The sequence below is a fragment of the Vogesella fluminis genome (genome assembly GCF_014652335.1).
Classification (GTDB): Bacteria; Pseudomonadota; Gammaproteobacteria; order Burkholderiales; family Chromobacteriaceae; genus Vogesella; species Vogesella fluminis.
The window spans coordinates 25,247-46,954 of record NZ_BMYP01000012.1; the positions used below are offsets into that span (position 1 = coordinate 25,247).

The following is a 21,708-nucleotide window of genomic DNA, read 5'->3' on the forward strand; positions in this document are numbered from 1 at the left end:
ACCCCGCAATCGCCGTGACCACCACATGTCCGGGTACGACAAGCCGAATAATTTCAGGCAACAATGCTGCCGAAATCCTACAAAGGATGTAACCGGAACCTGCCAACACTTGCCCTCGGCCCGAGCCAAACATGCACATGCCCCGATTGCCCGCCAACGAGTCCGAGCGCCTGGCCGCCCTGCAGCGCCTGAACGTGCTGGACACGCCGCCTGCTGCCGAGCTGGACCGCCTCACCCGGCTGGCGCAGCGCATCTTCAAGGTCAGGAGCGTGCTGCTGACGTTAATCGACGCCAGGCGGCAGTGGTTCAAATCGCGTGCCGGGCTGGAGGTCAGCGAAACGGCGCGCGACATCTCCTTCTGCGGCCATGCCATCCTGCAGCCGCAGGTGCTGCTGGTCGCCGATGCACGCCAGGACCCGCGCTTCGCCGACAACCCGCTGGTAACGGCGGCACCGCACATCATGTTCTATGCCGGACAGCCGCTCTTCTCCCGCGATGGCCACGCGCTGGGCACGCTGTGCCTGCTTGACGACCGGCCACGGCAGCTCGATGCCGACGAGCTGCAGACGCTGCAGGATCTGGCACACATGGCGGAGCAGTATCTGCAGGGACTGGCGCCATCGCAGCAGCTGCCGGCAGAACTGGAGCAGTGCGTGCAGCAGCGCACGCTGGCGCTGGAAACCGCACTGGCACAACTGCAGCAGGAAATCGCGCAACGCAGTAGCGACGAGAGTGCACTGCTGGCGGAGAAGGAACACTTCCACGCCACGCTGGAAAACACCACCGACGCCTTCATCGAGATCGACGGACAGGGACTGGTGGTCAGCTGGAACCGCGCCGCAGAAAACACCTTCGGCTGGACGCAGGAGGAGGCCATCGGTAACAACCTGGCCGGACTGATCATCCCGCCGCCGCTGCGTGCCGCCCACCACGCCGGCCTCAGCCGCTTCGTGCGCACCGGCCAGCCGCGGCGCATGCTGGGGCAGCGCGTCGAGGTCAGCGCCTGTCACAAGGACGGCCACACCTTCCCGATCGAGATGACGCTGAGCGCGATCCACAGCCAGGGGCGGGTGCTGATCAATGGCTTCCTGCATGACATCTCGCAGCGCAAGGCCGACGAGGCCGAGATCCTCGACAGCCGCACCCGCATCAAGATGATTGCCGACAATGTGCCGGCCGTCATCGCCTATATCGACACCGGCCTGCACTATCGCTTTGTCAATCTCGGCTACGAGAAATGGTTCGGCTGGAAGGCGGACACCATCACCGGCAGCAAGGTCAGCGACGTGCTCGACCAGCAGTCATACGCCGTGGCACAGCCGCATTTCGACAAGGTGCTACGCGGCGAGCAAAGCGAATACGAAGTACAGATGCCCAGCCTGCACGGCAAGATCTGGGTTCACGTCACCCTGATCCCGCACTACAACCCGCAGCGGCAACTGCAGGGCTTTTACCTGCTGGGCGTGGACATCACCGAGCGCAAGCAGCTGCAGGATCAGTTGCAATTCGAGGCCTACCACGACTCGCTGACCGGATTGCCCAACCGCCGCGCGCTGATGCAAAACCTGCGCGAGGCGATGGCACGCAGCCGGCGCAGCGGCAAAAGCATGGCGCTGCTGTTTTTTGACCTGGACGGCTTCAAGACACTGAACGACAACCATGGCCACGATTTCGGCGATATGGTGCTGCAGCGCTTTGCCCGCGAGCTGCACGACACGGTACGCGAAACCGATAGTGCCGCCCGCCTGGCCGGCGACGAGTTCACCATCATCCTGGAAAACCTGGGTCAGCCGCAGGAAGACAGCGCACTGGTGGCCGGCAAGCTGCTGCTGCAGATCGCCACCATCCGCAACATCGCCGGCGTGGCGGTCACCCTGTCCAGCAGCATCGGCATCGCCCTCTACGACGGCAGCCACGACAGCAGCGCCAACGCCCTGCTCAATGCCGCCGATCAGGCCATGTACCAGGCCAAGCGCGCCGGCAAGAACCGCCTTGCCTTCTATGGCGACCACACATCATAGCCGCGACGGCGAAAACCGCCGCGCCCCTAGCCGTCACCTGCGCTTCTGCGCATAATCGCAGGCACCACACGATCCGGCCCGATCACCGATGCAGCCAGCATCCGCCGGCCACGCCGGATCCCGCACCGTCGGAGCCGTTGTCATGCTGCACTACCTGCCGGATTCACTCTACGTTCGCAATCGACTGACCCAGAGCGGCGATCTGGAATTCTGGCTGACGCCAACAGAAAAACAGCCTCTCCAGCAAATCGCGCGCAGTCATTTCCATGACCCGCAACCGGCCTGCCCGGCGCAGCACGAGCAGGACCCGTTCCAGGCCCTGCCGTGGGCCTATGCCCGGCTTGAGTGGCTGACCAACCGCCTGCTCGACAATGACGACAGCAAACAACAGCTGCGTGCACTGGCCGGCAGCCTGCGCCGGCTCGCCAGCCACACCCCGGAGGCCACGCTGGCTGCCAGTCTGCTATTGCCGTATCGCCACTACACGCACGCCCACGCCGTACATGTCGCACTGCTGGTGGCGCGGCTGGCACAGCGGCTGGCACTGCCGGAGGCTGAGGGCGAATCGCTGGTCTGCGCCGCACTGACCATGAATATCGCCATGATCGACCTGCAGCAGCAGCTCAGCCACCAGGCCGAAGCCCTGTCCATACTGCAGACCAAGCAGTTGCGCCTGCACCCGCTGGCCGGCTCCGCCATGCTGCGCGAGGCCGGAATCGTGGACGAGACCTGGCACCTGGCCGTGCTGGAACACCACGAGCAGTGGAACGGCAAGGGCTACCCGTTCGGCCTGCCCCGCAACAAGATCAGCCCCGGCGCCCATCTGCTGCAGGTTGCCGATGTCGCCATGGCACGGCTGCATCCCCGCCACTACCGCCGCCCGCAACCGGCCAAGGGCGCAATGCTGCAGCTGTTCCAGCAACGCGACACGCTGACCGATGCCAAACTGGCCGATTGCCTGATCAAGGAGATCGGCCTGTATCCACCGGGCAGCTTCGTCAAGCTGGAGCAGGGCGACACCGCCATCGTGGTACGGCACGGCGACGACATCACCACACCGCTGACCGTCCGCCTTGGCCGCAATGTCGGCATGGCGCCGGAAGCAAGCCGTATCGCCAGCACGATGCAAATGACAATCGAGCAGCGCCACCTGCCGGCGCTGGCCAGGCTGTGGCAATGCCGGGTCGACAGCCCGGCGGGTTAGGCGGCGGCAGACAGGAAGAGAAGGGACGTGGCACGGCGGACGGCCGGGGCGGCCAACGCAGCAACGCCGCTCAGGACAGAAAAACAAAAAGCCCAGTCTGGCGACCGGGCTTTTTGTCTGTATTTGTGGTGGGTCGTGCGGGATTCGAACCTGCGACAAACGGATTAAAAGTCCGCTGCTCTACCAACTGAGCTAACGACCCCCGTAAGGGTCCTGATGGTGGGTCGTGCGGGATTCGAACCTGCGACAAACGGATTAAAAGTCCGCTGCTCTACCAACTGAGCTAACGACCCGTCAGGGTCTCGGTGGTGGGTCGTGCGGGATTCGAACCTGCGACAAACGGATTAAAAGTCCGCTGCTCTACCAACTGAGCTAACGACCCGTCAGGGTCTCGGTGGTGGGTCGTGCGGGATTCGAACCTGCGACAAACGGATTAAAAGTCCGCTGCTCTACCAACTGAGCTAACGACCCCCGAGAGAGCGAAACTATACCGAAGCCGCTTTTGGGCGTCAAGGTCTTGTTGGGCAATAATTTGAAATTTGCACTATCCGCCAATATTCCGTAGCAAAATGCGCGCAAAAACAATTTTCGCGTCAAGGACTTGAAAGAACTTCCGCCGCCACCCATGTCAAATAAGCCGGCAAGCCGGCCGCCAGCGGCAGCACGATGATCTCCGGCACCTCGTAGGGATGCAGCTGCAGCAAGCGCGCCTGCAGCGCCGGATAGGCCGCCGCGGTGGTCTTGATCTGCAACGGCACCTCGCTGGCGTTTTCCAGCTTGCCCTGCCAGCGATACACTGAGCGGCACGGCGCCATGATATTGACGCAGGCGGCGAGTTGCTCGCCGACCAGCGTCTCCGCTATTTGTTGTGCCAGTGCCGCATCCGGCACATTGCACAGCACCATGATCACTTCCATCTGGATACCTGTTTTATGCGTGCGTTTCTGATCATATTGTTGCTGTACCCGTTTGCCGAGATCTTCTCGCTGCTCTCGCTGGCCGACGCCATCGGCGGCGGCTGGACCATCGCCTGGCTGCTGTTCACCGTACTGCTGGGCGTGGCGATGATGCGCAACAGCAAGCTGGCCAGCCTGCTGACCATCGGTTCGGTACTGAAACAGGGCCAGGTGTCGCTGCTCGCCCTGCTGTGGCCGCTGCGCGTGATGTTGGCCGGCCTGCTGTTTGCCATTCCCGGCCTGATCAGCGACGTGCTGGCCCTGCTGCTGATGCTGCCGTGGCGCGGGCCGACGCTGGCAAACATGGTACCGCCGTCGCCAACTGCAGGCACAAATAATGCCGGCAGCGGCGACATCATCGAAGGCGAATACCAGCGCGTGGACAAGACCGTCGATCCCAAGTCACGGCTGCATTAAGGCCTGCAAGCGGGCCAGCGCGGTAGCGGCGTCGATGCCGCGGATGGCGACGATCTTGTGACGGTTGCGCTCGCCGCTGAGCAGCGTCACCGACGACTTGGACACCGCCAGCGCCTGCGCCAGCCACAGCAATAGCGCGGCATTGGCCTTGCCCTCCACCGGCGGTGCGGCCAACCTGATCTTCAGCGCGTCGCCGTATTCGCCGGCCAGCGCCGTCTTGCGCGCGCCGGGCTGCAGGTGCAAAGTCAGCCGGATACCATCCGGCTGCGAAGTTAACCAGGGGTTCATGCCTGCCCCACCTCAAAAAAGGCTATTGTAAATCGGGCGTATACTGCAACGACACCCATAAAGACAGGAGATCACCATGGATATTGGAATCAGCGAACAGGATCGCACCCGCATTGCCGAAGGCCTGTCGAAACTGCTGGCCGACACCTACACCCTGTATCTGAAGACCCACTACTTCCACTGGAACGTGACCGGGCCGATGTTCCAGACGCTGCACCTGATGTTCGAACAGCAATACAACGAGCTGGCGCTGGCCGTCGACCAGATCGCCGAGCGCATCCGCGCGCTGGGCCACGTCGCCCCCGGCAGCTACGGCGACTACGCGCGCCTGACCTCGATCGCCGAAAGCCAGGGCGTACCCAAGGCGCAGGACATGATCCGCGAACTGGTACAGGCGCACGAGACGGTCTGCCGCACCGCGCGTTCGCTGTTCCCGGTGACCGAGCCGGCCAGCGACGAGCCGACCGCCGACCTGCTGACCCAACGCCTGCAAGTGCATGAAAAGACGGCATGGATGCTGCGCAGCCTGCTGGAAAGCTGAGGCCACAGCGCGCGTGATACACTGCCGCAAAGTGTAACCGCACGCTCACCATGACACGTTTCACCCCTACGCCGGCGCCACCGGACAAATCGCTGTTTCATGCCGCGATCCTGGTGTCGCTGGCGCTGCATTTACTGTTGCTGCTCGCCCTCGGCCGGCACGGCCTGCCACGCATTCCGCCATGGCAGCCTGCGGCACTGCAAGTCTCGCTGCTGGCGACGCCACCGGCCAGCGCCCCGCCGCCGCTGGCAACGCAGCTGGCGCAGCACGACAGTCTGGCCGGCAGCGCCGCCCCGGCCGCCAAACCCGCGCCGGCGGCGGTCGCCCCCCCCCCCGCCGCTGCCAGCGTCAGGGCCACGCCGGCGCCGGCCGCCCCCAGGGCCGAGTCCACCGCGGTGCTCAGCCGTGAACAGTCCGCCTACACCACGCCACCGCCCGCCCCGGAAACGGCGCCGCGCAGCGCCCAGGACTGGCTGAGCCAGGCGCGGCAGCTGGGCAGCAGCGCCAATGCCGCCGGCGGCGAAGCGCAGGATAAGGCCAGGGCGGTGTTCGGCGTCAGCGCCACCGGGGTCAGCTGGGCGCGCTACGTCGAGGACTGGCGCCTGAAAATCGAACGCATCGGCAAACGCAACTACCCGGCAGAAGCGCGGGCGCAGAACCTGTACGGCAACCTGGAGCTGACGGTGGTGATCCGCGCCGACGGCGCGCTGCAGGAGGTGCGCCTGCTGCGCAGCTCCGGCCACCCGGTGCTGGACCAGGCCGCACAGGACATCGTGCGCATGGCCGCCCCCTACGCCCCGTTCCCGCCAACGTTGGCCGCAGAATTCCGCAGTCTGGAGGTGGTGCGCAAATGGAGCTTCACCACCGCCAACCAGCTCTCCGCCAATTGATACAGGATCCATCATGTTTGAAGTCAATCGCAGCGTCGTCATTCTGAAACCGCGTCAGCCGTTCGCCGACTGGCTGGCCAGCCTGCCCGGCGCGCCGGCCGTGGCGCTGGACGAGCTGCGCCGCAACGGCAATGCGCTGCTGATCCCGCATGTCGACGATGTCGACCCCGCCGCTTTCCTCGCCGAGCACTACCACGCGCTGTTCAGCGCCGAGCTGGCCGACTGGTGCGAGGACGACACGCTGTGGCCGCCGACGCTCAGCGCGGCGCTGTTCATGGACTGGTTCGACATCGACATCCACCCGGTGCTGACCGATCTGGTCAGCAGCCCGCTGGAACGCGAGGCGTTCCAGCCGTTTGATCTGGATAGTCAGTAGGCCCCGGCGCCGGCTGCTCACCGCCGGCACGGCAACAACAAACTGACACCATCTTGCCGGCAACGGCTTTTCCACACGAAGGGGAAATCATGACTCACAGCACCGGCATCAAGGTTCGCGGCTACCATCTCGACCTGTACGGCCACGTCAATAACGCGCGCTACCTGGAATTCCTGGAAGAGGCACGCTGGACCTTCTTCGAGGAGCGCGCCGACCTGCCGGCCTTCCTCAGCTCCGGCATCGCGCTGATCGTGGTCAACATCAACATCGACTACCGCTACCCGGCGACCATGAACGACCAGCTGGTGATCGAGACCGCGGTCAAGTCGGTCGGCAACCGCAGCGCGGTGATCCACCAGTGCGTGAAGCTGGCCGGCAGCGACACGGTGGTGGCCGAGGCCGACGTCACCTTTGTCGCGTTTGACGGCAAGCAGAACAAGGCGGTGGCGATCGAGGGTAAACTGCGGGAACTTCTGACCGGGCTGCAACACCAAGCCTGATCCTCACCGCCTTCGCAACAGGACAGACTCAGTCATGAAAAAATGGATACTGGCACTGGCCGGCATCGCCGTACTCGCCATCGTCGCCTACCTCGCGCTGTTCAACAAGCCGCAGGCGCCGCAAGTCCACTACACCAACCTGTCGGGCCAGACCGCCAGCACCGACAGCCTGAAAGGCAAGGTGGTGCTGGTCAACTTCTGGGCCACCAGCTGCAGCGGCTGCATGGCCGAGATGCCGAAACTGCGCGCCACCCACGAAAAGTATGCGCCGCAAGGCTACGAGACCGTGGCCGTGGCGATGAGCTACGACCCGCCCAACTACGTGCAGACCTACGTCAAGGACACCGCCCTGCCCTTCTTCGTGACGCTGGACAGCAGCGGCAGCATCGCCAAGGCCTTCGGCGAGGTGCAGCTGACCCCGACCTCGGTACTGATCGACAAGCAGGGCAATATCATCAAGCGCTATGTCGGCGAGCCGGATTTCAGCGAACTGCACCAGCTGATCGAGCAGAACCTGAAGGCCTGATCGAGCACGATGCAAAAAAGCCGTTGCCATCCTGTCGATGGCAACGGCTTTTTTCATGCCGCCGCTAATGGCAACGTTGGCCGCACACCGGACAGTCCGGATCGCGCGGCACCTTCAGCTGGCGGAAACTGCCGTCCAGCGCATCGTACAGCGTCAGCTGCCCCAGCACCGGGCGGCGCCCGGCCAGCAGCTTGATCGCCTCCACCGCCTGCAGGCTGCCGATGACACCGACCAGCGGTGCCAGCACGCCGAAGGTGGCACACGGCCCGTCGCTGGCTTCGCCCTCGTCCGGGAACAGGCAGTGATAGCACGGCGACGCGTCGTCGCGCGTGTCGTACACCGCCAGCTGGCCGGCAAAGCGCACCGCGGCGCCGGACACCAGCGGCACCCCGGCCGCCACGCAGGCGCGGTTGATGGCGTGGCGGGTGGCGAAGTTGTCGGAGCAGTCCAGCACCAGGTCGTGCGCCGCCACCTCGGCGGCCAGCCTGTCGCCCTGCAGGCGCTCGGCCAGCAAGCGCAGCCGCACATCCGGATTGATTGCGGCCAACCTTGCCGCCGCAGACACCACCTTTTGCTGCCCCAGTGTGCCCATGTCGTGGATGATCTGCCGCTGCAGGTTGGTCAGCTCCACCGTGTCGTCGTCGACCAGCGTCAGCTGCCCCACCCCGGCACTGGCCAGGTACAGCAGCGCCGGCGCGCCGAGCCCGCCGGCACCGACCACCAGCACCCTTGCGGCCAGCAGGCGCTGCTGGCCCTCGATGTCGATTTCCGGCAGCAGGATGTGCCGGCTGTAGCGCAGCAGGGCTGCGTCGTTCAGTTCTTGCGTCATGATGCAAAAATGGCCGCAAACGCGGCCATCTCCCTTGATATTGACCCAGTTCTTACTCTTCCGCGCCCTTGCGGCTGAACTTGACGCCCAGCTGCTTCAGCTTGCGGTAGAGGTGGGTGCGCTCGAGGCCGACCTTTTGCGCCACCCGGCTCATATTGCCGTTTTCCAGCACGATGTGGTACTCGAAATAGCGCCGTTCCAGCTGTTCGCGCAGTTCGCGCAGCGGCAGGCTGAAGTCGAAACCGGTTTCTTCCGCCGGCTTGTCGTGGCGGAACTGTGCCAGCACCTTGTTCACCTCCGGCGCGTCCAGCTCGCCGGATTCGGCGGTCAGCGCCAGGCTCTTGATGATGCTGCGCAGCTGCTCCAGATTGCCCGGCCAGTCGTACTGGCGCAGTGCGTTCAGCGCCGCGGTGGTCAGCTTGCGGCTGGGCACCTGCTTCGACTCCACCAGTTCGTGCAGGATCTGCTCGGCGATGGAGGTGATGTCTTCCGGGTGCTCGCGCAGCGCCGGTATCGGCACGATCACGCTGGACAGCGCGGTCAGCATGCGGTTGTCGCACTCCGGATCGACCAGCAGCTCCTGCAGCGGACGGCTGCAGGAACAGATCAGCCGCACGTTGAAGCGGTCGAGCTTGGACAGCAGGAACAGCAGGCCCTGCTGCGTGCGGCGGCTGTACTGGCCGATTTCCGGCAGGAACAGCACGCCGTTATTGGCCTTCTGCAGCAACTCCAGCGGCGCGTCGGCCAGCTGCTCCACCTTGGCCGGGGTCACCCACGGCGTATTGCCCTGGTGGAAAAAGCGCGCCACCAGCTCGAAGCCGGCACCGGATTCGCCGGTCAGCAGCACCGGCGACTTCAGTTTCGATACCCGTTCCAGCTGTTTCTTCAGCTCCTGCACGGTTTCGCTCTTGCCCATCTTGTCGAGGTTGAGCGAGGTGTTGGCCTGCATGTCGCCGTATTTCAGCGCGCGCTGCACCGTGGTCAGCAGTTTCTGCAGGGCAATCGGTTTTTCGAGGAAATCGAAGGCGCCGATGCGCGTGGCCTCGACGGCGGTGTCGATGCTGGCGTGACCGGACATCATCACCACCGGCATGTTCAGTTGCCCGGATTTGGCCCACTCCTTGAGCAGGGTGACGCCGTCACAATCCGGCATCCAGATATCCAGCAGCACCAGCGCCGGTCGGGTCTGGTTGCGCAATTGACGAGCCACTTCGGCATTTTCAGCCAGCGCGACGGTATAGCCTTCGTCCTGCAAAATCTCCGAGAGAAGCTCCCGGATACCGATCTCGTCATCAACAATCAGAATATCGCTGCTTCGCATTAAGCCTCCAGCAAGGGCAGGGTGAGAAGGATGCGCGCACCGCCGCTCTGTGCATTGCCAAGGGTGATTTGTCCATGGTGTTCCTCCACTATCTTTTTCACCACGGCCAGTCCCAGTCCTGTCCCCTTGGCCTTGTTGGTTACATAAGGCTCAAACGCACGGGGAAGGATGTCCGGACTGAAGCCAACACCGTTGTCCTCTACGCAGACGAGCACGTTCCTTCCTTCTAGTCGGGTGCTAATTTGAATCATCGGGATGTCAGCGTCAAGGATTGCATCTTGTGCGTTCTGCAAAAGATTGTGCAGCACCTGGCGCAGCAAAGCCGCGTCCCCCATGACTGGCAAGGCTTGCAGGCTCAAATCCACCTTCAGTGCGGGGTTGCTTTCGTACAGGACCAGCACCTCGCGCAGCAGCGTATTCAGCTCCAGTTTGACCAGTTTGATCTTCGGCGCCCGTGCATAATCGCGGAAGGCGTCGACCATGCCCTTGAGCGCGGTCACCTGTTTGATGATGGTATCGGTGGCGCGCTTCAGCATCTCGGCGTCCGACGGCTGCAGCTTGTCGGCCAGCTTCATTGCCAGCCGTTCCGCCGACAGCTGGATCGGCGTCAGCGGGTTGCGGATCTCGTGCGCCAGCCGCTTCGCCACCTCGCCCCACGCCGCGTCGCGCTGCGCGCGGCCCAGCTCGGTGATGTCGTCGAACACCACCACGTAGCCGGTGGCCGGCTGCTCCGGCAGGATGGCGCCGCGCGCCACCAGCTGCCGCGGCCCCTGGGCGCCGAGGTAGTCGATCTGCTGCTGCCAGTCGTGCGGATGGGTGGTCGCCGCCTCGCGCAGGATGGTCTCCACCAGCGGCGACAGTTCCGGGCGCAGCACCGGCCACACCTGCAGCTCGTGGCCGGACAGCTCGCCGAAGTCGACGCCGAGAATGCGCGAGGCACTGGTGTTGGCCGCACGCAGCTGCCAGTTGTAGTCGAAGGCGATCACCCCGGTCGACAGGTTGGCGAGGATGCTCTCCAGGTACAGCTTGCCCGATTCCAGCAGGCGCCGGCTCTCGTCGGCGGTCAGCCGCGCCTCATCCAGCTGCTGCGTCATGCGGTTGAACATGGTGGTGAGGATGCCCAGCTCGTCCTTGCGGTACACCGGGTGGCGCTTGGAAAAGTCGCCCTGCGCCACCGCGCGCGTGCCGGCGGCCAGTTCCGACAGCGGCGCCGACAGCCGCTCGGAAATGAACAGCGCGAACGCCAGCGCCGCAGTCAGCGCCAGCAGGAACACCAGCGCCAGCGTCAGCATGTAGAAGGTTTTCAGGCCGTCGCGCGACAGTACCAGCTGCCGGTACTCGGCGCGCGCGTCCTCGATCAGCTCGGCATCGCGAGCAATGTCTGCCGGTGCCGGCTGGATGATCTGGATGATCTGGGTCTGGTCGTTGACGTAGCTGCGGTACGACAGCAGCACCTTCAGCTCCAGCTTGCCGTCGGGATCGCTGTCGATGATCTCGTGGCTCCTGCGCTGGCGCAGGCTGCGCAGCACGTCCGGGTCCGGCGCCCGCGGCAGGTAGCGCACATCGTCCGGCCCGGCAAAGCTCAGCAGGCGCCCCTGCTGGCTGTAGACCGCGATCTCCTGCACCCCCAGCTGCTCGCGCAGGCGCAGCAACTGGCTGTTGAGGCCGTGGTCGCTGTAGTCGGCGATGTCGCGCGCCACCAGCCGCGACTTGCGGCCAAGATCGGACAGCACGAAGCCGAGCGCGTTGCGCCCCAGTTCCAGGCCGCGGTCGAGCGCGTTTTCCACCTCGACGTTGAACCAGCTCTCGATGCTGCGCGTCAGGAACTGCGCGGAGACGGTGAACACCAGCATGCCCGGCAACAGCGCGATCAGGGTGAACATCACCACCAGCTTCTGCGTCAGCTTGGCGCCGAACTCGCGGCTCTTCACCCGCCGGCGCAGGCGCAGCATCTGCCGCGCCACCACCGCCAGCAGGCCGGCCAGGCCGAAGGCGTTGAGGCTGAACACCCACCAGTAGTACTCGGCCAGCTTGGAGGTGTTGCCGGTGGAAATCGCCAGCAGGTACAGCAGCACGAAACCGAAGGCGGTGGCGATGACGGGGTAGCGCATCAGCTGGCTCCCGACGGGGCGATGCCGTTCCAGCCGGAATCCATCACCCAGTCATCGCCGCCCAGCGCGTTAAGCTGGAACGGGCGCGGCAGCTGGCCGAGGTCAAGCTCCAGCCGCAGCCGGCCGCGCAACTGCTGCTGTTCAAGCGGCGACCAGTCGGCGATGTCCATCACCTTCCAGCCGGCAATGCTGCCGACCGCGGCCAGCGCCTCGTCGAGCGAGGTGTAGTGCTTGGACAGGCCGCCGATGGTGACGCGGTAGCGGCCGGTGAGGCCGTAGTGGCTCAGCTTGAAGCTGAGGCTGGCGGTCGGCTCGAACCAGTGCGACAGCTGCTGCCAGTAGGCCGAGCTGCGCGGCCGCGTCAGCTCGAAGGTCAGACGGAAGGTCAACGGCACGCCCTGTTGCAGTGCCTGCTGCAGTTGTGCGGGCAACATGATGCGGTAACGGCTGGCCACGCTGAGCGCGCCGTCCTGCGCCTCCAGCTGCAGCCGCTGCGCCACGATGCCGTCGGCGGCGTGGCACAGCCCGGCCTGCGCCAGCAGCAGCAGGCTGGCGAGCAACAGCAGCTGTCGCTTAAGCTTTTTCCAGCAGCGCGTAGTAGAAACCGTCATGGTCTGCCGAGGGCAAGAGTTGTTCGGAGCCGGCCAGGCGTGCATCCGGATGACGCTGCAGGAAGGCGTCCAGCTGTTGCTGGTTCTCCTCCGGCATGATCGAGCAGGTGGCGTACAGCAGCTTGCCGCCCTTGGCCAGCAGCGGCCACAACGCGTCCACCATCGCCGCCTGTTGCTGGCCCAGCGCGGCGAAATCGTCCGGCCGGCGCAGCCACTTGATGTCCGGATTGCGGCGCACCACGCCGCTGGCCGAGCACGGCACGTCGGCGAGGATGCGGTCGAACGGCACGCCGTCCCACCAGCTGTCCGGCTTGGCGGCATCGGCTGCGGCCAACGTTGCGGTCAGCTGCAGGCGCGCCAGGTTCTCGGCCACGCGCTCCAGCCGCGTCGCGTCGATGTCCAGCGCGGTGAGCTGAATATCGGCCAACTCCAGCAAATGACCGCTCTTGCCGCCGGGGGCGGCGCAGGCATCCAGCACCCGCATGCCGTCGGCGATATCCAGCCGCAGCGCTGCCTGTTGCGCGCCGAAGTCCTGCACCGACACGCGACCCTCGGCAAAACCCGGCAGGTCGCGCACATTGCACGGTGCATCCAGCTTCACCGCGTAGTCGCCGAGCGCCTTGGCGCCGCGACCGGACGCCTGCAGCGCCTCGACGTAGCCGGCGGCGGTGCCGTGGCGGCGATTGATGCGCAGCGTCATCGGCGGATGGCGGTTGCTCTTTTCCAGGATGTCGGTCCAGCGCGTCGGATAGGCGGCGCGCACCTTCTGCACCCACCAGCGCGGGTGGTTGTAGCGCGCCTCGTTGTCGGCCTGGGCATCGGCCAGCAGCTGGTCCTTGTTGCGCAGGAAGTTGCGCAGCACGCCGTTGACCAGCCCCTTGAGGCGGCCGGCGGCCAGGTCCTGCGCCAGCGTCACCGCCTGGTCGACCACCGCGTACGGTGCGGCGCGGGTGTGGATCAGCTGGTACAGCGCCACCAGCAGCAGGCGCTCGACATCCACCGCCGGCAGCGGCTTGGGCACCAGGGCCCGCAGGATGAAGCGCAACTGGCCGAGATTGCGCAGGCTGCCGTAGGCGATGTCCTGTAGCGCGCCGCGCTCGCCAGGCGTCAGGGTCTCGCTGCGCTGGATATTGCCCAGCGCCCCGGTCAGGGTACGCCCTTCTTCTACACGCGCAATGATGCCCGCGGCCAACTCCTGGATTCGATGCATGTCAGTCTGGTTCTTTCCAATGAAACCGGCCACCGTTCGCACAGGGAACGGTGGCCGTTTTAAATAATGGTGCAATGATACCGGTCAGCGACCGTTGCGCGCTATCTGATTGAGGCGGGCGATGCGCTCCTCGGTGTGCGGGTGGGTGCGGAACAGGCTGCTGAGGCCACCACCGGACAGCGGGTTGATGATCATCATCTGCGCCGTTTCCGGATGTGCCTCGGCCGCCGGCATGATGCGGCCCTGCGCGTAGTACTCGATCTTCTGCAGCGCGCTGGCCAGCGCCAGCGGATCGCCGCTGATTTCGGCGCCGCCTCGGTCGGCCTCGAATTCGCGCGCGCGCGAGATCGCCATCTGGATCAGGCTGGCCGCCAGCGGTGCCAGCAGCGCCACCGCGATGCTGGCGATCGGGTTGGCCGGGCGCCCTTCCTCGTCACGGCCGCCGAAGAACATCGCGAAGTTGGCCAGCGCCGAGATGGCACCGGCCATGGTGGCGCTGATGGTGGAGATCAGCGTGTCGCGGTGCTTGACGTGGGCCAGCTCGTGCGCCATCACCCCGCGCAGCTCCTGGTAGCTGAGCAGGCGCATGATGCCGGTGGTGGCGGCCACCGCCGCGTGCTCCGGATTGCGGCCGGTGGCGAACGCGTTCGGCTGCTCCTCGTGGATCACGTACACGCGCGGCATCGGCATCTGCGCGCGCTGCGCCAGCTCGGCCACCATGTTGTACAGCTCCGGCGCGGTGCGGGCATCCACCTCCTGCGCGTTGTACATGCGCAACACCATTTTGTCGGAGTTCCAGTAGGCAAACACGTTCATCACGCCGCCGAACAGCAAGGCCAGCAGCATGCCGCTCTGGCCGCCGATCATGCCGCCGATCATGCCGAACAGCGCCACGATCGCGGCCATCAGGATGGTGGTTTTCAGCCAGTTAAAGCCCATTGCGTCCTCCTTTGTACAAATGTGCAAAGCCATGCCTCCGATATGGGGTCATCGGCATTGGAATATCAAGCCCCGAGCCGGGTTCCCGCCAGCGCACTGCGACCGGCGACAAACTCGCGTGCGGCCAACCTTTTGCCGCCGGCGGCCTGCAGCCGGGTCAGCACCAGCAGGCCGCTACCTGTGCCGACCACCACGCCGTCGGCATCGGCGCGCAGCACTTCGCCGGCCGGTGCCGTACCGGCGACGGCGTGCGCCTGCCACAGCTTCAGCGCCTCGCCACCCAAGAGCGTGTGCGCGCCCGGCGCAGGGTTGTAGGCGCGGATGGCGCGGGCGATGTCGGCCGCCGGCTGCGTCCAGTCGATGCGCGCCTCGTCCTTGCTCAGCTTGGCGGCGTAGGTGACACCCTCTTCCGGCTGCGGCTGCGGCGTGCAGGCATCCAGCTGCGCCAGGGTGGCGACGATAGCGTCGGCGCCGAGCACGGCCAGCTTGTCGTGCAGGCTGGCGGCGGAATCGTCGGCCGTAATCGGCAGCGGGTGGATGCTCAGCATGTCACCGGTATCGAGGCCGACGTCCATCTGCATGATGGTGATACCGGTTTTGGCGTCGCCGGCGAGGATGGCGCGCTGGATCGGTGCCGCGCCACGCCAGCGCGGCAGCAGCGAGGCGTGGATGTTCAGGCAGCCGCGCGCCGGCATGTCCAGCACCGCCTTGGGCAGCAGCAGGCCGTAGGCGGCCACCACCATCACCTCGGCGCCGACCTCGGCCACCAGCGCCTGCGCTTCCGGCGTCTTCAGCGTCAGCGGCTGCTCCACGCGCAGGCCGTGCTGCAGCGCCAGCTCCTTCACCGGGCTGGGCTTCAGCTTCATGCCGCGCCCGGCCGGACGGTCCGGCTGCGTCAGCACCAGCGCGATGTCGTGGCCGGCGTCAAGCAGCGCCTGCAAGGCAGCGGCGGCGAATACCGGCGTACCGGCAAAAATCAGTTTCATCGGGAATCCTCAAATGCAACGGGGCACGACTGGCGTGCCCCGCATCAGGCGGCCAACGTTGGCCGCACGCTTACAGGGTGTGCTTCTCGCGCTTTTTCATCTTGGTGCGGATGCGCGCCTGCTTCAGTTCGGACAGGTATTCGACGAATACCTTGCCGTCGAGGTGATCCACCTCGTGCTGCAGGCAGATCGCCAGCAGGCCGCCGCTTTCCAGCTCGAAGAATTCACCCCTGGCATCCTGTGCACGCACCTTGACGTGCTCGGCGCGGGTCACCTTGTCGTAGATGCCGGGTACCGACAGGCAGCCTTCCTCGTACACCGTCTCGCCGTCCTTGTGCAGGAACTCCGGGTTGATGAACACGCGCGGCTCGTTGCGGTCCTCGGAGATATCGATCACGATCAGGCGCTGGTGGAAGTCCACCTGCGTCGCCGCCAGGCCGATGCCCTTGGCCTCGTACATGGTCTCGAACATATTGTCGATCTGCAGCTGCAGTGCGCTGTCGAAGCTGGTTACCGGCCGGGCGACCTTATGCAAGCGCGGGTCGGGATAATGCAGAATGTTGAGCAGTGCCATAATCAAACCGTATTCCAGTTGTAGGATGCCGTAACGGGCAACGATAATGTTGCCAGCATCCGGTTTCACCATAATTTCCTGAGCCAGTGCCGGCCAGATGGGGTCATTCACCAAAATGTTCAAAGCCATTATACCGCTCATCCTTGCGCTGGGCCTGTCTGCCACGGCATTTGCCGACACCCTGGTGCTGCGGCCGGACGCGCCGCCGCGCTACGAGGTCAAGCGCGGCGACACGCTGTGGGACATCTCCGGCCGCTACCTGACCGCACCGTGGAAATGGCCGCAGCTGTGGGACATGAACCGCGACGAGGTGAAAAACCCGCACTGGATCTACCCCGGCAACGTGCTGTACTTGGAGATGGTCGACGGCAAGCCGCGGCTGCGCCTGGACAGCAGCGCGCTGCGCGTGGTCAAGCTGTCGCCGCGGGTGCGCACCGAGCAGCTGGACAGCGCCATTCCCACCATCCCGGCCAGGATCATTGATCCCTTCCTCAAGCGCCCGCTGCTGATCGAGGACGAGGCCAGCTACCTGCAGTCGCCGAAGATCATCGCCGGCCCCGACAACCGCGTGATCCTGTCCACCACCGACCGCGCCTACAGCCAGGGGCTGGATGCCGGCGGCCTGTGGCAGGCCTACCGCCTGGGGCGCACCATCACCGACCCGGACAGCGGCGAGGTGCTCGGCCACGAGGCCACCTACGGCGGCGACCTGATGGTCGACAAGCTGGACGAGGTGTCCACCCTCAGCGTGCGCAAGATCGCGGAAGAAGTGCTGGTCGGCGACCACCTGCTGAAGAGCCTGCCGGCACCCTTGCTCAACTACACCCCGCACGAGCCGCCGCCGGAGCTGGAAGGCCGCATCGTCACCAGCTACGCCGGCGTCAACGAGATCGGCCAGCAGTTCAACGTGCTGATCAACCGCGGCGCGCGCGACGGCGTCGAGGTCGGCCACGTGTTCGGCGTCTACCGCGCGCCGCGCCAGGTCAGCGTCGACAAGAAGCAGCAGGTGATCCTGCCCAGCGAGAAGGTCGGCCGCCTGATCGTGTTCCGCGTGTTCAACAAGGCGTCCTACGCGCTGGTGCTGGACGCCACCCAGCCTATCCTGGTCAAGGACCGCATCGCGCAACCGTGAGCCCGCAATCCCTGCTCGACTGGGCCACGCTGGCGCTAACCCCCGGCATCGGCCCGCAACGCTTCCTGCAGCTGCTGCAACGCTTCGGCGATGCCGGCAGCGCAGCCCATGCCGGCCACGGCCAGCTGCGCGACATCCTCGACGGCAAGACGCTGGCGGCACTGGACGCCGGTGACGGCGCCCGCGCCGCCGAGGCGGCGCTGCAGTGGGCCGAGGGTGCGGACTGCCACCTGCTGACGCTCAACGACGACGACTACCCGTGCCAGCTGGCCGAGGCCGGCAGCGCCCCGCCGCTGCTGTTCGCCCGCGGCCGGCGCAGCCTGCTGGCGCAGCCGATGCTGGCGGTGGTCGGCAGTCGCCACGCCACGCCGCAGGGCGCGGACAATGCCCGCGACTTTTCCCAAAGGTTGGCCGCGCACGGCTACAGCATCGTCAGCGGCCTGGCCGGCGGCATCGACGCCGCCGCGCACGAGGGTGCGCTGCCCGAGGCCGGCAGCACCATCGCCGTGATCGGCACCGGCATCGACCGCGTCTATCCGGCGCGCAACCGCGAACTGGCGCACCGCATCGCCGGCCACGGCCTGATCCTGTCCGAATTCGCGCTCGGCACCCCGCCGCTGGCCGGCCACTTCCCGCAGCGCAACCGCATCATCGCCGGCCTCGCCCGCGGCTGCCTGGTGGTCGAGGCCGCGCCGCAGAGCGGCTCGCTGATCACCGCGCGGCTGGCGCTGGAAGCCGGCCGCGACGTGATGGCCATCCCCGGCTCCATCCACAACCCGCAGGCGCGCGGCTGCCACCGCCTGATCCGGGACGGCGCGCGGCTGGTAGAGAGCGCCGACGACGTGCTGGACGAGATCGGCCGCCTGCCTGCGGCCCCCGCCGTCGACGCCGCGGCCATGCCCGCCGCCGGCAGCGCCGACGCGCACCCCTTGCTGGCCGCCATCGGCTACGACCCGGCAGATGCCGACACCCTGGCGGCACGACTCAAGTTGACGGCAGGGGAGCTTTACGCGATGCTTCTTGAGCTTGAGCTGGCCGGACACATCGAAAGTCTGGACGGCGGGCGCTACCAGCGCCGATCACCGGCGCCAAGCCGTCCCACCTAACCCGATGATTAAATAACGATGTTTGATGTTCTCGCCTATCTTCTCGAAGAATTCAACGACCCTGCAGCCTGCCCGGAACGTGACGACCTCGGTCGCCAGCTGGCGGCGGCCGGCTTTGAAAACGAGGAAATCAGCGACGCACTGGACTGGCTGGACGGCCTGAACCAGCTCAACGACGGCAGCTACGACGGTGCCGACGCCGGCAGCGGTTTCCGCTGCTTCAGCGCGGAAGAAAACGCCCGCCTCAGCGGCGAGATCCGCGGCCTGATCCTGTTCCTGGAAGCCAACGGCGCGCTGTCGCCGGCGCAGCGCGAAATGCTGATCGACCGCCTGCTGGCGATGCCGGACGACGAGATCTCCCTGCCCAGCGCCAAGCTGGCGGCACTGATGGTGCTGTGGGCACAAGGTGCGGAACTGCCGATCCTGCTCGGCGAAGACCTGCTGTGTGCGCTGCACGGCGAACCCACGATGCAGTAAGAACGTGTTCACGATCTAGCGAGCTAGAGCGAGACAAGGCGAAAACGGCTGAGGAAGCGGAGTTTACAAGTAGTAAATGAGCATTCCGAAGCCGTTTTCAACGCAGTATTGCCGAAGCGCAGCAGATCGCGAACAGGTTCTAAGCCCCGGCTGCGGACCTCAAAGGTTGGCCGCAGCGGAAAAACGCCCGATCAAGAGCGCAAACCTTGCGCTCTTGTTTTGTTTGATGAATACACAATATTGTCGTGCCCCCCGGCGCACTACCGAAAACAGACCGTTATGCCCTCAAACCTGCTGATTGTCGAATCGCCGTCCAAGGCGAAAACGCTGAAAAAATACCTGGGTCCGGACTTCGAAGTCCTCGCCTCCTACGGTCACGTCCGCGACCTGGTGCCGAAGAACGGCGCCGTCGATCCGGAAAAAGACTTCGCGATGAAATACCAGGTCGTGGCGCGCAACAGCAAGCACGTTGATGCCATCGTCAAGGCAGTGGCCGAGGTGGACCATGTCTATCTGGCAACTGACCCGGACCGCGAAGGCGAGGCCATTTCCTGGCACCTAGTGGAAATCCTCAACAAGAAAAAACTGCTCAAGGACAAGACCGCGCAGCGCGTGGTGTTCCACGAGATCACCAAGAACGCGGTGCTGGACGCCATCGCCAACCCGCGCGCCATCGCGCAGGACCTGGTCGACGCGCAGCAGGCGCGCCGCGCGCTGGATTACCTGGTCGGCTTCAACCTGTCGCCGCTGCTGTGGAAGAAAATCCGCCGCGGCCTGTCCGCCGGCCGCGTGCAAAGCCCGGCGCTGCGCCTGATCTGCGAACGCGAGAACGAGATCAAGGCCTTCGTCGAACAGGAATACTGGTCGGTGCACCTGGACAGCCACAAGGGTCGCACCAAGTTCAGCGCCAAGCTGACCACGCTGGCCGGTACCCGGCTCGACCAGTTCGCGCTGCCGAACGAAGCGGAACAGGCCGGCGTGCTGGCCCGGCTGCAGGGCCACGACGCGGTGGTCACCAGCATCGAGAAGAAAAAGAAATCGCGCAGCCCGGCCGCGCCGTTCACCACCTCGACGCTGCAGCAGGAGGCGGTGCGCAAGCTGGGCATGACCACCGACCGCGCGATGCGTACCGCGCAGCAGCTGTACGAAGGCGTGGACATCGGCCAGGGCACCGTCGGCCTGATCACCTATATGCGTACCGACTCGGTGGCGCTGGCGGGCGAGGCGGTCGAGGAAATCCGCGGCTACATCGGCGAGCGCTTCGATGCGGAGCACCTGCCGAAGAACCCGGTGGCGTACAAGAACAAGTCCAAGAACGCGCAAGAGGCGCACGAGGCGGTGCGGCCAACCTCCATCCTGCGCACGCCGGAGGCGATGAAGCCATTCCTGACCTCCGACCAGTTCAAGCTCTACGACATGATCTGGAAACGGACGCTGGCCTGCCAGATGGCCCCGGCCAAGTTCGACACCACCAGCGTCGACATCAGCGTCGGCGACGGCATCTTCCGCGCCAGCGGCCAGGTACTGGTGTTCGCCGGCTTCCTGTCGGTGTACGAGGAAGACGTGGACGACGCCGAGGACGAGGAAAACGCCAAGCTGCCGCTGCTGAACGAAGGCGACGCGCTGCCGGTGGACAAGCTCTACGGCGAGCAGCACTTCACCCAGCCGCCACCGCGCTTCTCCGAAGCCTCGCTGGTGAAATCGCTGGAAGAATTCGGCATCGGCCGCCCGTCCACCTACGCCAGCATCATCTCGACGCTGAAGGATCGCGAGTACGTGATCCTGGACAAGAAGCGCTTCTACCCGACCGACACCGGCGACATCGTCAACAAGTTCCTGACCGAGCACTTCGCCCAGTACGTCGACTACAATTTCACCGCCAAGCTGGAAAACCAGCTCGATGAGATTGCCAGCGGCACGCGGCAGTGGGTGCCGGTGATGGACAGTTTCTGGAAGGGGTTCTCCAAGCAGCTGACCGAGAAGGAAGGCATCAGCCGCGCCGAAGTCACCACCGAGAGCCTGGACGAAGCCTGCCCGAAATGCAGCAAACCGCTGTCGATCAAGTTCGGCAAGCGCGGCCGTTTCATCGCCTGTACCGGCTACCCGGACTGCGACTACACCCGCAACGTCGGTGAAACCGCGGAACAGGCCGCCGCCGAGGCGGAGGCACCGACCATCATCGAAGACCGCACCTGCCCGGACTGCGGCGGCGAGCTGCACATCAAGAAGGGCCGCTACGGCAAGTTCATCGGCTGCGCCAACTACCCGAAGTGCAAGCACATCGAGCCGCTGGAAAAACCGCGCGACACCGGCGTGCAGTGCCCGGAATGCAAGACCGGCAGCCTGATCGAGCGCAAGAGCCGCTACGGCAAGCTGTTCTACAGCTGCAACACCTACCCGAAGTGCAAGTACGCCACCTGGAATCCGCCGCTGGCCGAGCCGTGCCCGCAGTGCCACTGGCCGATCCTGACCATCAAGACCACCAAGCGCCGCGGCACCGAGAAGGTGTGCCCACAGAAGGAATGCGGCTACGCCGAACAGATCGCGCCGCCGGAAGGCAAGGAAGAAGCCTGATCCCCTCCTGCCCTGCCACAACGCCGCTGACACCCAGCGGCGTTTTTTATGGTCCGTCGCGCTTGCGGCCAACGTTGGCCGCAACGAAAAACCACCGCAAGGCAGGGCCGGGCGGCGGT

22 protein-coding genes and 4 tRNA genes are annotated in these 21,708 nt (G+C 65.4%); 12 read left to right on the forward strand and 14 right to left on the reverse strand.

The annotated features are described in order from the left end of the window. Positions 1-131: 131 nt before the first annotated feature. Positions 132-2,021: a sensor domain-containing diguanylate cyclase gene (locus IE083_RS06295; RefSeq protein ID WP_189352771.1), complete on the forward strand. Its 1,890-nt coding sequence runs from the start codon at positions 132-134 to the stop codon at positions 2,019-2,021. 142 nt (positions 2,022-2,163) lie between these two features. Next, positions 2,164-3,225, forward strand: coding sequence for an HD-GYP domain-containing protein (locus tag IE083_RS06300; protein WP_189352772.1), 1,062 nt, complete (start codon positions 2,164-2,166; stop codon positions 3,223-3,225). A gap of 126 nt (positions 3,226-3,351) precedes the next feature. Here the strand turns inward: IE083_RS06300 and IE083_RS06305 are convergent. The 5 genes from IE083_RS06305 to cutA all read right to left on the reverse strand — a co-directional run bounded on the left by IE083_RS06305 (position 3,352) and on the right by cutA (position 4,142). After that, positions 3,352-3,427, reverse strand: a tRNA-Lys gene (locus tag IE083_RS06305). Between the two features lie 15 nt (positions 3,428-3,442). Then, a tRNA-Lys gene (locus IE083_RS06310) sits at positions 3,443-3,518 on the reverse strand. 13 nt (positions 3,519-3,531) lie between these two features. Then, positions 3,532-3,607, reverse strand: a tRNA-Lys gene (locus tag IE083_RS06315). A gap of 13 nt (positions 3,608-3,620) precedes the next feature. Next, positions 3,621-3,696: transfer RNA gene (locus IE083_RS06320), tRNA-Lys, on the reverse strand. Positions 3,697-3,818: 122 nt separating this feature from the next. Further along, positions 3,819-4,142 (reverse strand): divalent-cation tolerance protein CutA, encoded by a 324-nt coding sequence (cutA, locus tag IE083_RS06325; RefSeq protein ID WP_189352773.1) that lies wholly within the window; start codon positions 4,140-4,142, stop codon positions 3,819-3,821. A 15-nt stretch (positions 4,143-4,157) separates the two neighbouring features. Here cutA and IE083_RS06330 point away from each other — a divergent pair, with 15 nt between their 5' ends. Then, positions 4,158-4,598 carry an FxsA family protein gene (locus IE083_RS06330; protein ID WP_189352774.1) on the forward strand — a complete coding sequence of 147 codons (441 nt, stop codon included), beginning with the start codon at positions 4,158-4,160 and terminating at the stop codon, positions 4,596-4,598. Here the strand turns inward: IE083_RS06330 and IE083_RS06335 are convergent. Further along, positions 4,584-4,886, reverse strand: a complete 303-nt coding sequence (locus tag IE083_RS06335; protein ID WP_047966607.1) for a DUF167 domain-containing protein — start codon at positions 4,884-4,886, stop codon at positions 4,584-4,586. The two genes, IE083_RS06330 and IE083_RS06335, sit on opposite strands and share 15 nt — an antisense overlap. Positions 4,887-4,962: 76 nt before the next feature. Between IE083_RS06335 and IE083_RS06340 the strand changes: the two genes are divergently transcribed. From IE083_RS06340 to IE083_RS06360, 5 genes are all read left to right on the forward strand, one after another. Next, entirely contained in the window at positions 4,963-5,427 is a 465-nt protein-coding gene (locus IE083_RS06340) for a Dps family protein (protein WP_189352775.1), read from the forward strand. Between the two features lie 50 nt (positions 5,428-5,477). Then, on the forward strand, positions 5,478-6,317 hold the full coding sequence (locus tag IE083_RS06345; protein ID WP_189352776.1) for an energy transducer TonB: 840 nt from the start codon (positions 5,478-5,480) through the stop codon (positions 6,315-6,317). A gap of 13 nt (positions 6,318-6,330) precedes the next feature. Then, positions 6,331-6,693, forward strand: coding sequence for a VacJ (locus tag IE083_RS06350; RefSeq protein ID WP_189352777.1), 363 nt, complete (start codon positions 6,331-6,333; stop codon positions 6,691-6,693). An 89-nt stretch (positions 6,694-6,782) separates the two neighbouring features. Beyond that, the gene (locus IE083_RS06355; RefSeq protein ID WP_189352778.1) at positions 6,783-7,193 is read left to right on the forward strand and encodes an acyl-CoA thioesterase; all 411 of its coding nucleotides are present in this window, start codon (positions 6,783-6,785) and stop codon (positions 7,191-7,193) included. 34 nt (positions 7,194-7,227) lie between these two features. Beyond that, positions 7,228-7,719, forward strand: coding sequence for a peroxiredoxin family protein (locus tag IE083_RS06360; RefSeq protein WP_189352779.1), 492 nt, complete (start codon positions 7,228-7,230; stop codon positions 7,717-7,719). A 64-nt stretch (positions 7,720-7,783) separates the two neighbouring features. On the opposite strand, the gene IE083_RS06365 is transcribed toward IE083_RS06360, so the two are convergent. The 8 genes from IE083_RS06365 to def all read right to left on the reverse strand — a co-directional run bounded on the left by IE083_RS06365 (position 7,784) and on the right by def (position 16,300). Beyond that, positions 7,784-8,548, reverse strand: coding sequence for a HesA/MoeB/ThiF family protein (locus tag IE083_RS06365; protein ID WP_189352780.1), 765 nt, complete (start codon positions 8,546-8,548; stop codon positions 7,784-7,786). Positions 8,549-8,600: 52 nt separating this feature from the next. Further along, positions 8,601-9,869 (reverse strand): sigma-54-dependent transcriptional regulator, encoded by a 1,269-nt coding sequence (locus tag IE083_RS06370; RefSeq protein WP_047966614.1) that lies wholly within the window; start codon positions 9,867-9,869, stop codon positions 8,601-8,603. Next, positions 9,869-11,980, reverse strand: a complete 2,112-nt coding sequence (locus IE083_RS06375; RefSeq protein WP_189352781.1) for a sensor histidine kinase — start codon at positions 11,978-11,980, stop codon at positions 9,869-9,871. The genes IE083_RS06370 and IE083_RS06375 overlap by 1 nt, the downstream gene beginning before the upstream one ends. Continuing rightward, the gene (locus tag IE083_RS06380) at positions 11,980-12,591 is read right to left on the reverse strand and encodes a DUF4390 domain-containing protein (protein ID WP_189352782.1); all 612 of its coding nucleotides are present in this window, start codon (positions 12,589-12,591) and stop codon (positions 11,980-11,982) included. The genes IE083_RS06375 and IE083_RS06380 overlap by 1 nt, the downstream gene beginning before the upstream one ends. After that, positions 12,554-13,801, reverse strand: a complete 1,248-nt coding sequence (gene rsmB, locus IE083_RS06385) for a 16S rRNA (cytosine(967)-C(5))-methyltransferase RsmB (protein WP_189352783.1) — start codon at positions 13,799-13,801, stop codon at positions 12,554-12,556. The genes IE083_RS06380 and rsmB overlap by 38 nt, the downstream gene beginning before the upstream one ends. Before the next feature lie 84 nt (positions 13,802-13,885). Next, the gene (gene htpX / locus IE083_RS06390) at positions 13,886-14,740 is read right to left on the reverse strand and encodes a zinc metalloprotease HtpX (protein ID WP_189352784.1); all 855 of its coding nucleotides are present in this window, start codon (positions 14,738-14,740) and stop codon (positions 13,886-13,888) included. Positions 14,741-14,805: 65 nt separating this feature from the next. Then, positions 14,806-15,726 carry a methionyl-tRNA formyltransferase gene (gene fmt / locus IE083_RS06395; RefSeq protein ID WP_189352785.1) on the reverse strand — a complete coding sequence of 307 codons (921 nt, stop codon included), beginning with the start codon at positions 15,724-15,726 and terminating at the stop codon, positions 14,806-14,808. A gap of 70 nt (positions 15,727-15,796) precedes the next feature. Continuing rightward, positions 15,797-16,300 (reverse strand): peptide deformylase, encoded by a 504-nt coding sequence (gene def / locus IE083_RS06400; protein WP_189352835.1) that lies wholly within the window; start codon positions 16,298-16,300, stop codon positions 15,797-15,799. Positions 16,301-16,415: 115 nt separating this feature from the next. Here def and IE083_RS06405 point away from each other — a divergent pair, with 115 nt between their 5' ends. The 4 genes from IE083_RS06405 to topA all read left to right on the forward strand — a co-directional run bounded on the left by IE083_RS06405 (position 16,416) and on the right by topA (position 21,589). Beyond that, positions 16,416-17,432: a LysM peptidoglycan-binding domain-containing protein gene (locus IE083_RS06405; RefSeq protein WP_189352786.1), complete on the forward strand. Its 1,017-nt coding sequence runs from the start codon at positions 16,416-16,418 to the stop codon at positions 17,430-17,432. Beyond that, positions 17,429-18,538: a DNA-processing protein DprA gene (gene dprA, locus IE083_RS06410; RefSeq protein ID WP_189352787.1), complete on the forward strand. Its 1,110-nt coding sequence runs from the start codon at positions 17,429-17,431 to the stop codon at positions 18,536-18,538. The genes IE083_RS06405 and dprA overlap by 4 nt, the downstream gene beginning before the upstream one ends. Before the next feature lie 18 nt (positions 18,539-18,556). Then, on the forward strand, positions 18,557-19,015 hold the full coding sequence (locus IE083_RS06415) for a Smg family protein (protein ID WP_189352788.1): 459 nt from the start codon (positions 18,557-18,559) through the stop codon (positions 19,013-19,015). A gap of 279 nt (positions 19,016-19,294) precedes the next feature. Continuing rightward, the gene (gene topA / locus IE083_RS06420; RefSeq protein WP_189352789.1) at positions 19,295-21,589 is read left to right on the forward strand and encodes a type I DNA topoisomerase; all 2,295 of its coding nucleotides are present in this window, start codon (positions 19,295-19,297) and stop codon (positions 21,587-21,589) included. The last annotated feature ends 119 nt before the right edge of the window (positions 21,590-21,708 follow it).

Excerpts from the sequence above, each read along its gene's own strand:
- IE083_RS06360 (WP_189352779.1), top strand. The coding sequence starts at position 7,228 with ATGAAAAAATGGATACTGGCACTGGCCGGCATCGCCGTACTCGCCATC.
- IE083_RS06300 (WP_189352772.1), top strand. The coding sequence starts at position 2,164 with ATGCTGCACTACCTGCCGGATTCACTCTACGTTCGCAATCGACTGACC.
- IE083_RS06330 (WP_189352774.1), top strand. The coding sequence starts at position 4,158 with ATGCGTGCGTTTCTGATCATATTGTTGCTGTACCCGTTTGCCGAGATC.
- IE083_RS06355 (WP_189352778.1), top strand. The coding sequence starts at position 6,783 with ATGACTCACAGCACCGGCATCAAGGTTCGCGGCTACCATCTCGACCTG.
- IE083_RS06365 (WP_189352780.1), bottom strand. The coding sequence starts at position 8,548 with ATGACGCAAGAACTGAACGACGCAGCCCTGCTGCGCTACAGCCGGCAC.
- IE083_RS06295 (WP_189352771.1), top strand. The coding sequence starts at position 132 with ATGCACATGCCCCGATTGCCCGCCAACGAGTCCGAGCGCCTGGCCGCC.
- IE083_RS06415 (WP_189352788.1), top strand. The coding sequence starts at position 18,557 with ATGTTTGATGTTCTCGCCTATCTTCTCGAAGAATTCAACGACCCTGCA.
- rsmB (WP_189352783.1), bottom strand. The coding sequence starts at position 13,801 with ATGCATCGAATCCAGGAGTTGGCCGCGGGCATCATTGCGCGTGTAGAA.
- IE083_RS06340 (WP_189352775.1), top strand. The coding sequence starts at position 4,963 with ATGGATATTGGAATCAGCGAACAGGATCGCACCCGCATTGCCGAAGGC.
- topA (WP_189352789.1), top strand. The coding sequence starts at position 19,295 with ATGCCCTCAAACCTGCTGATTGTCGAATCGCCGTCCAAGGCGAAAACG.
- IE083_RS06345 (WP_189352776.1), top strand. The coding sequence starts at position 5,478 with ATGACACGTTTCACCCCTACGCCGGCGCCACCGGACAAATCGCTGTTT.
- IE083_RS06380 (WP_189352782.1), bottom strand. The coding sequence starts at position 12,591 with ATGACGGTTTCTACTACGCGCTGCTGGAAAAAGCTTAAGCGACAGCTG.
- def (WP_189352835.1), bottom strand. The coding sequence starts at position 16,300 with ATGGCACTGCTCAACATTCTGCATTATCCCGACCCGCGCTTGCATAAG.
- IE083_RS06405 (WP_189352786.1), top strand. The coding sequence starts at position 16,416 with ATGTTCAAAGCCATTATACCGCTCATCCTTGCGCTGGGCCTGTCTGCC.
- IE083_RS06350 (WP_189352777.1), top strand. The coding sequence starts at position 6,331 with ATGTTTGAAGTCAATCGCAGCGTCGTCATTCTGAAACCGCGTCAGCCG.
- htpX (WP_189352784.1), bottom strand. The coding sequence starts at position 14,740 with ATGGGCTTTAACTGGCTGAAAACCACCATCCTGATGGCCGCGATCGTG.
- cutA (WP_189352773.1), bottom strand. The coding sequence starts at position 4,142 with ATGGAAGTGATCATGGTGCTGTGCAATGTGCCGGATGCGGCACTGGCA.
- IE083_RS06370 (WP_047966614.1), bottom strand. The coding sequence starts at position 9,869 with ATGCGAAGCAGCGATATTCTGATTGTTGATGACGAGATCGGTATCCGG.
- IE083_RS06335 (WP_047966607.1), bottom strand. The coding sequence starts at position 4,886 with ATGAACCCCTGGTTAACTTCGCAGCCGGATGGTATCCGGCTGACTTTG.
- fmt (WP_189352785.1), bottom strand. The coding sequence starts at position 15,726 with ATGAAACTGATTTTTGCCGGTACGCCGGTATTCGCCGCCGCTGCCTTG.
- IE083_RS06375 (WP_189352781.1), bottom strand. The coding sequence starts at position 11,980 with ATGCGCTACCCCGTCATCGCCACCGCCTTCGGTTTCGTGCTGCTGTAC.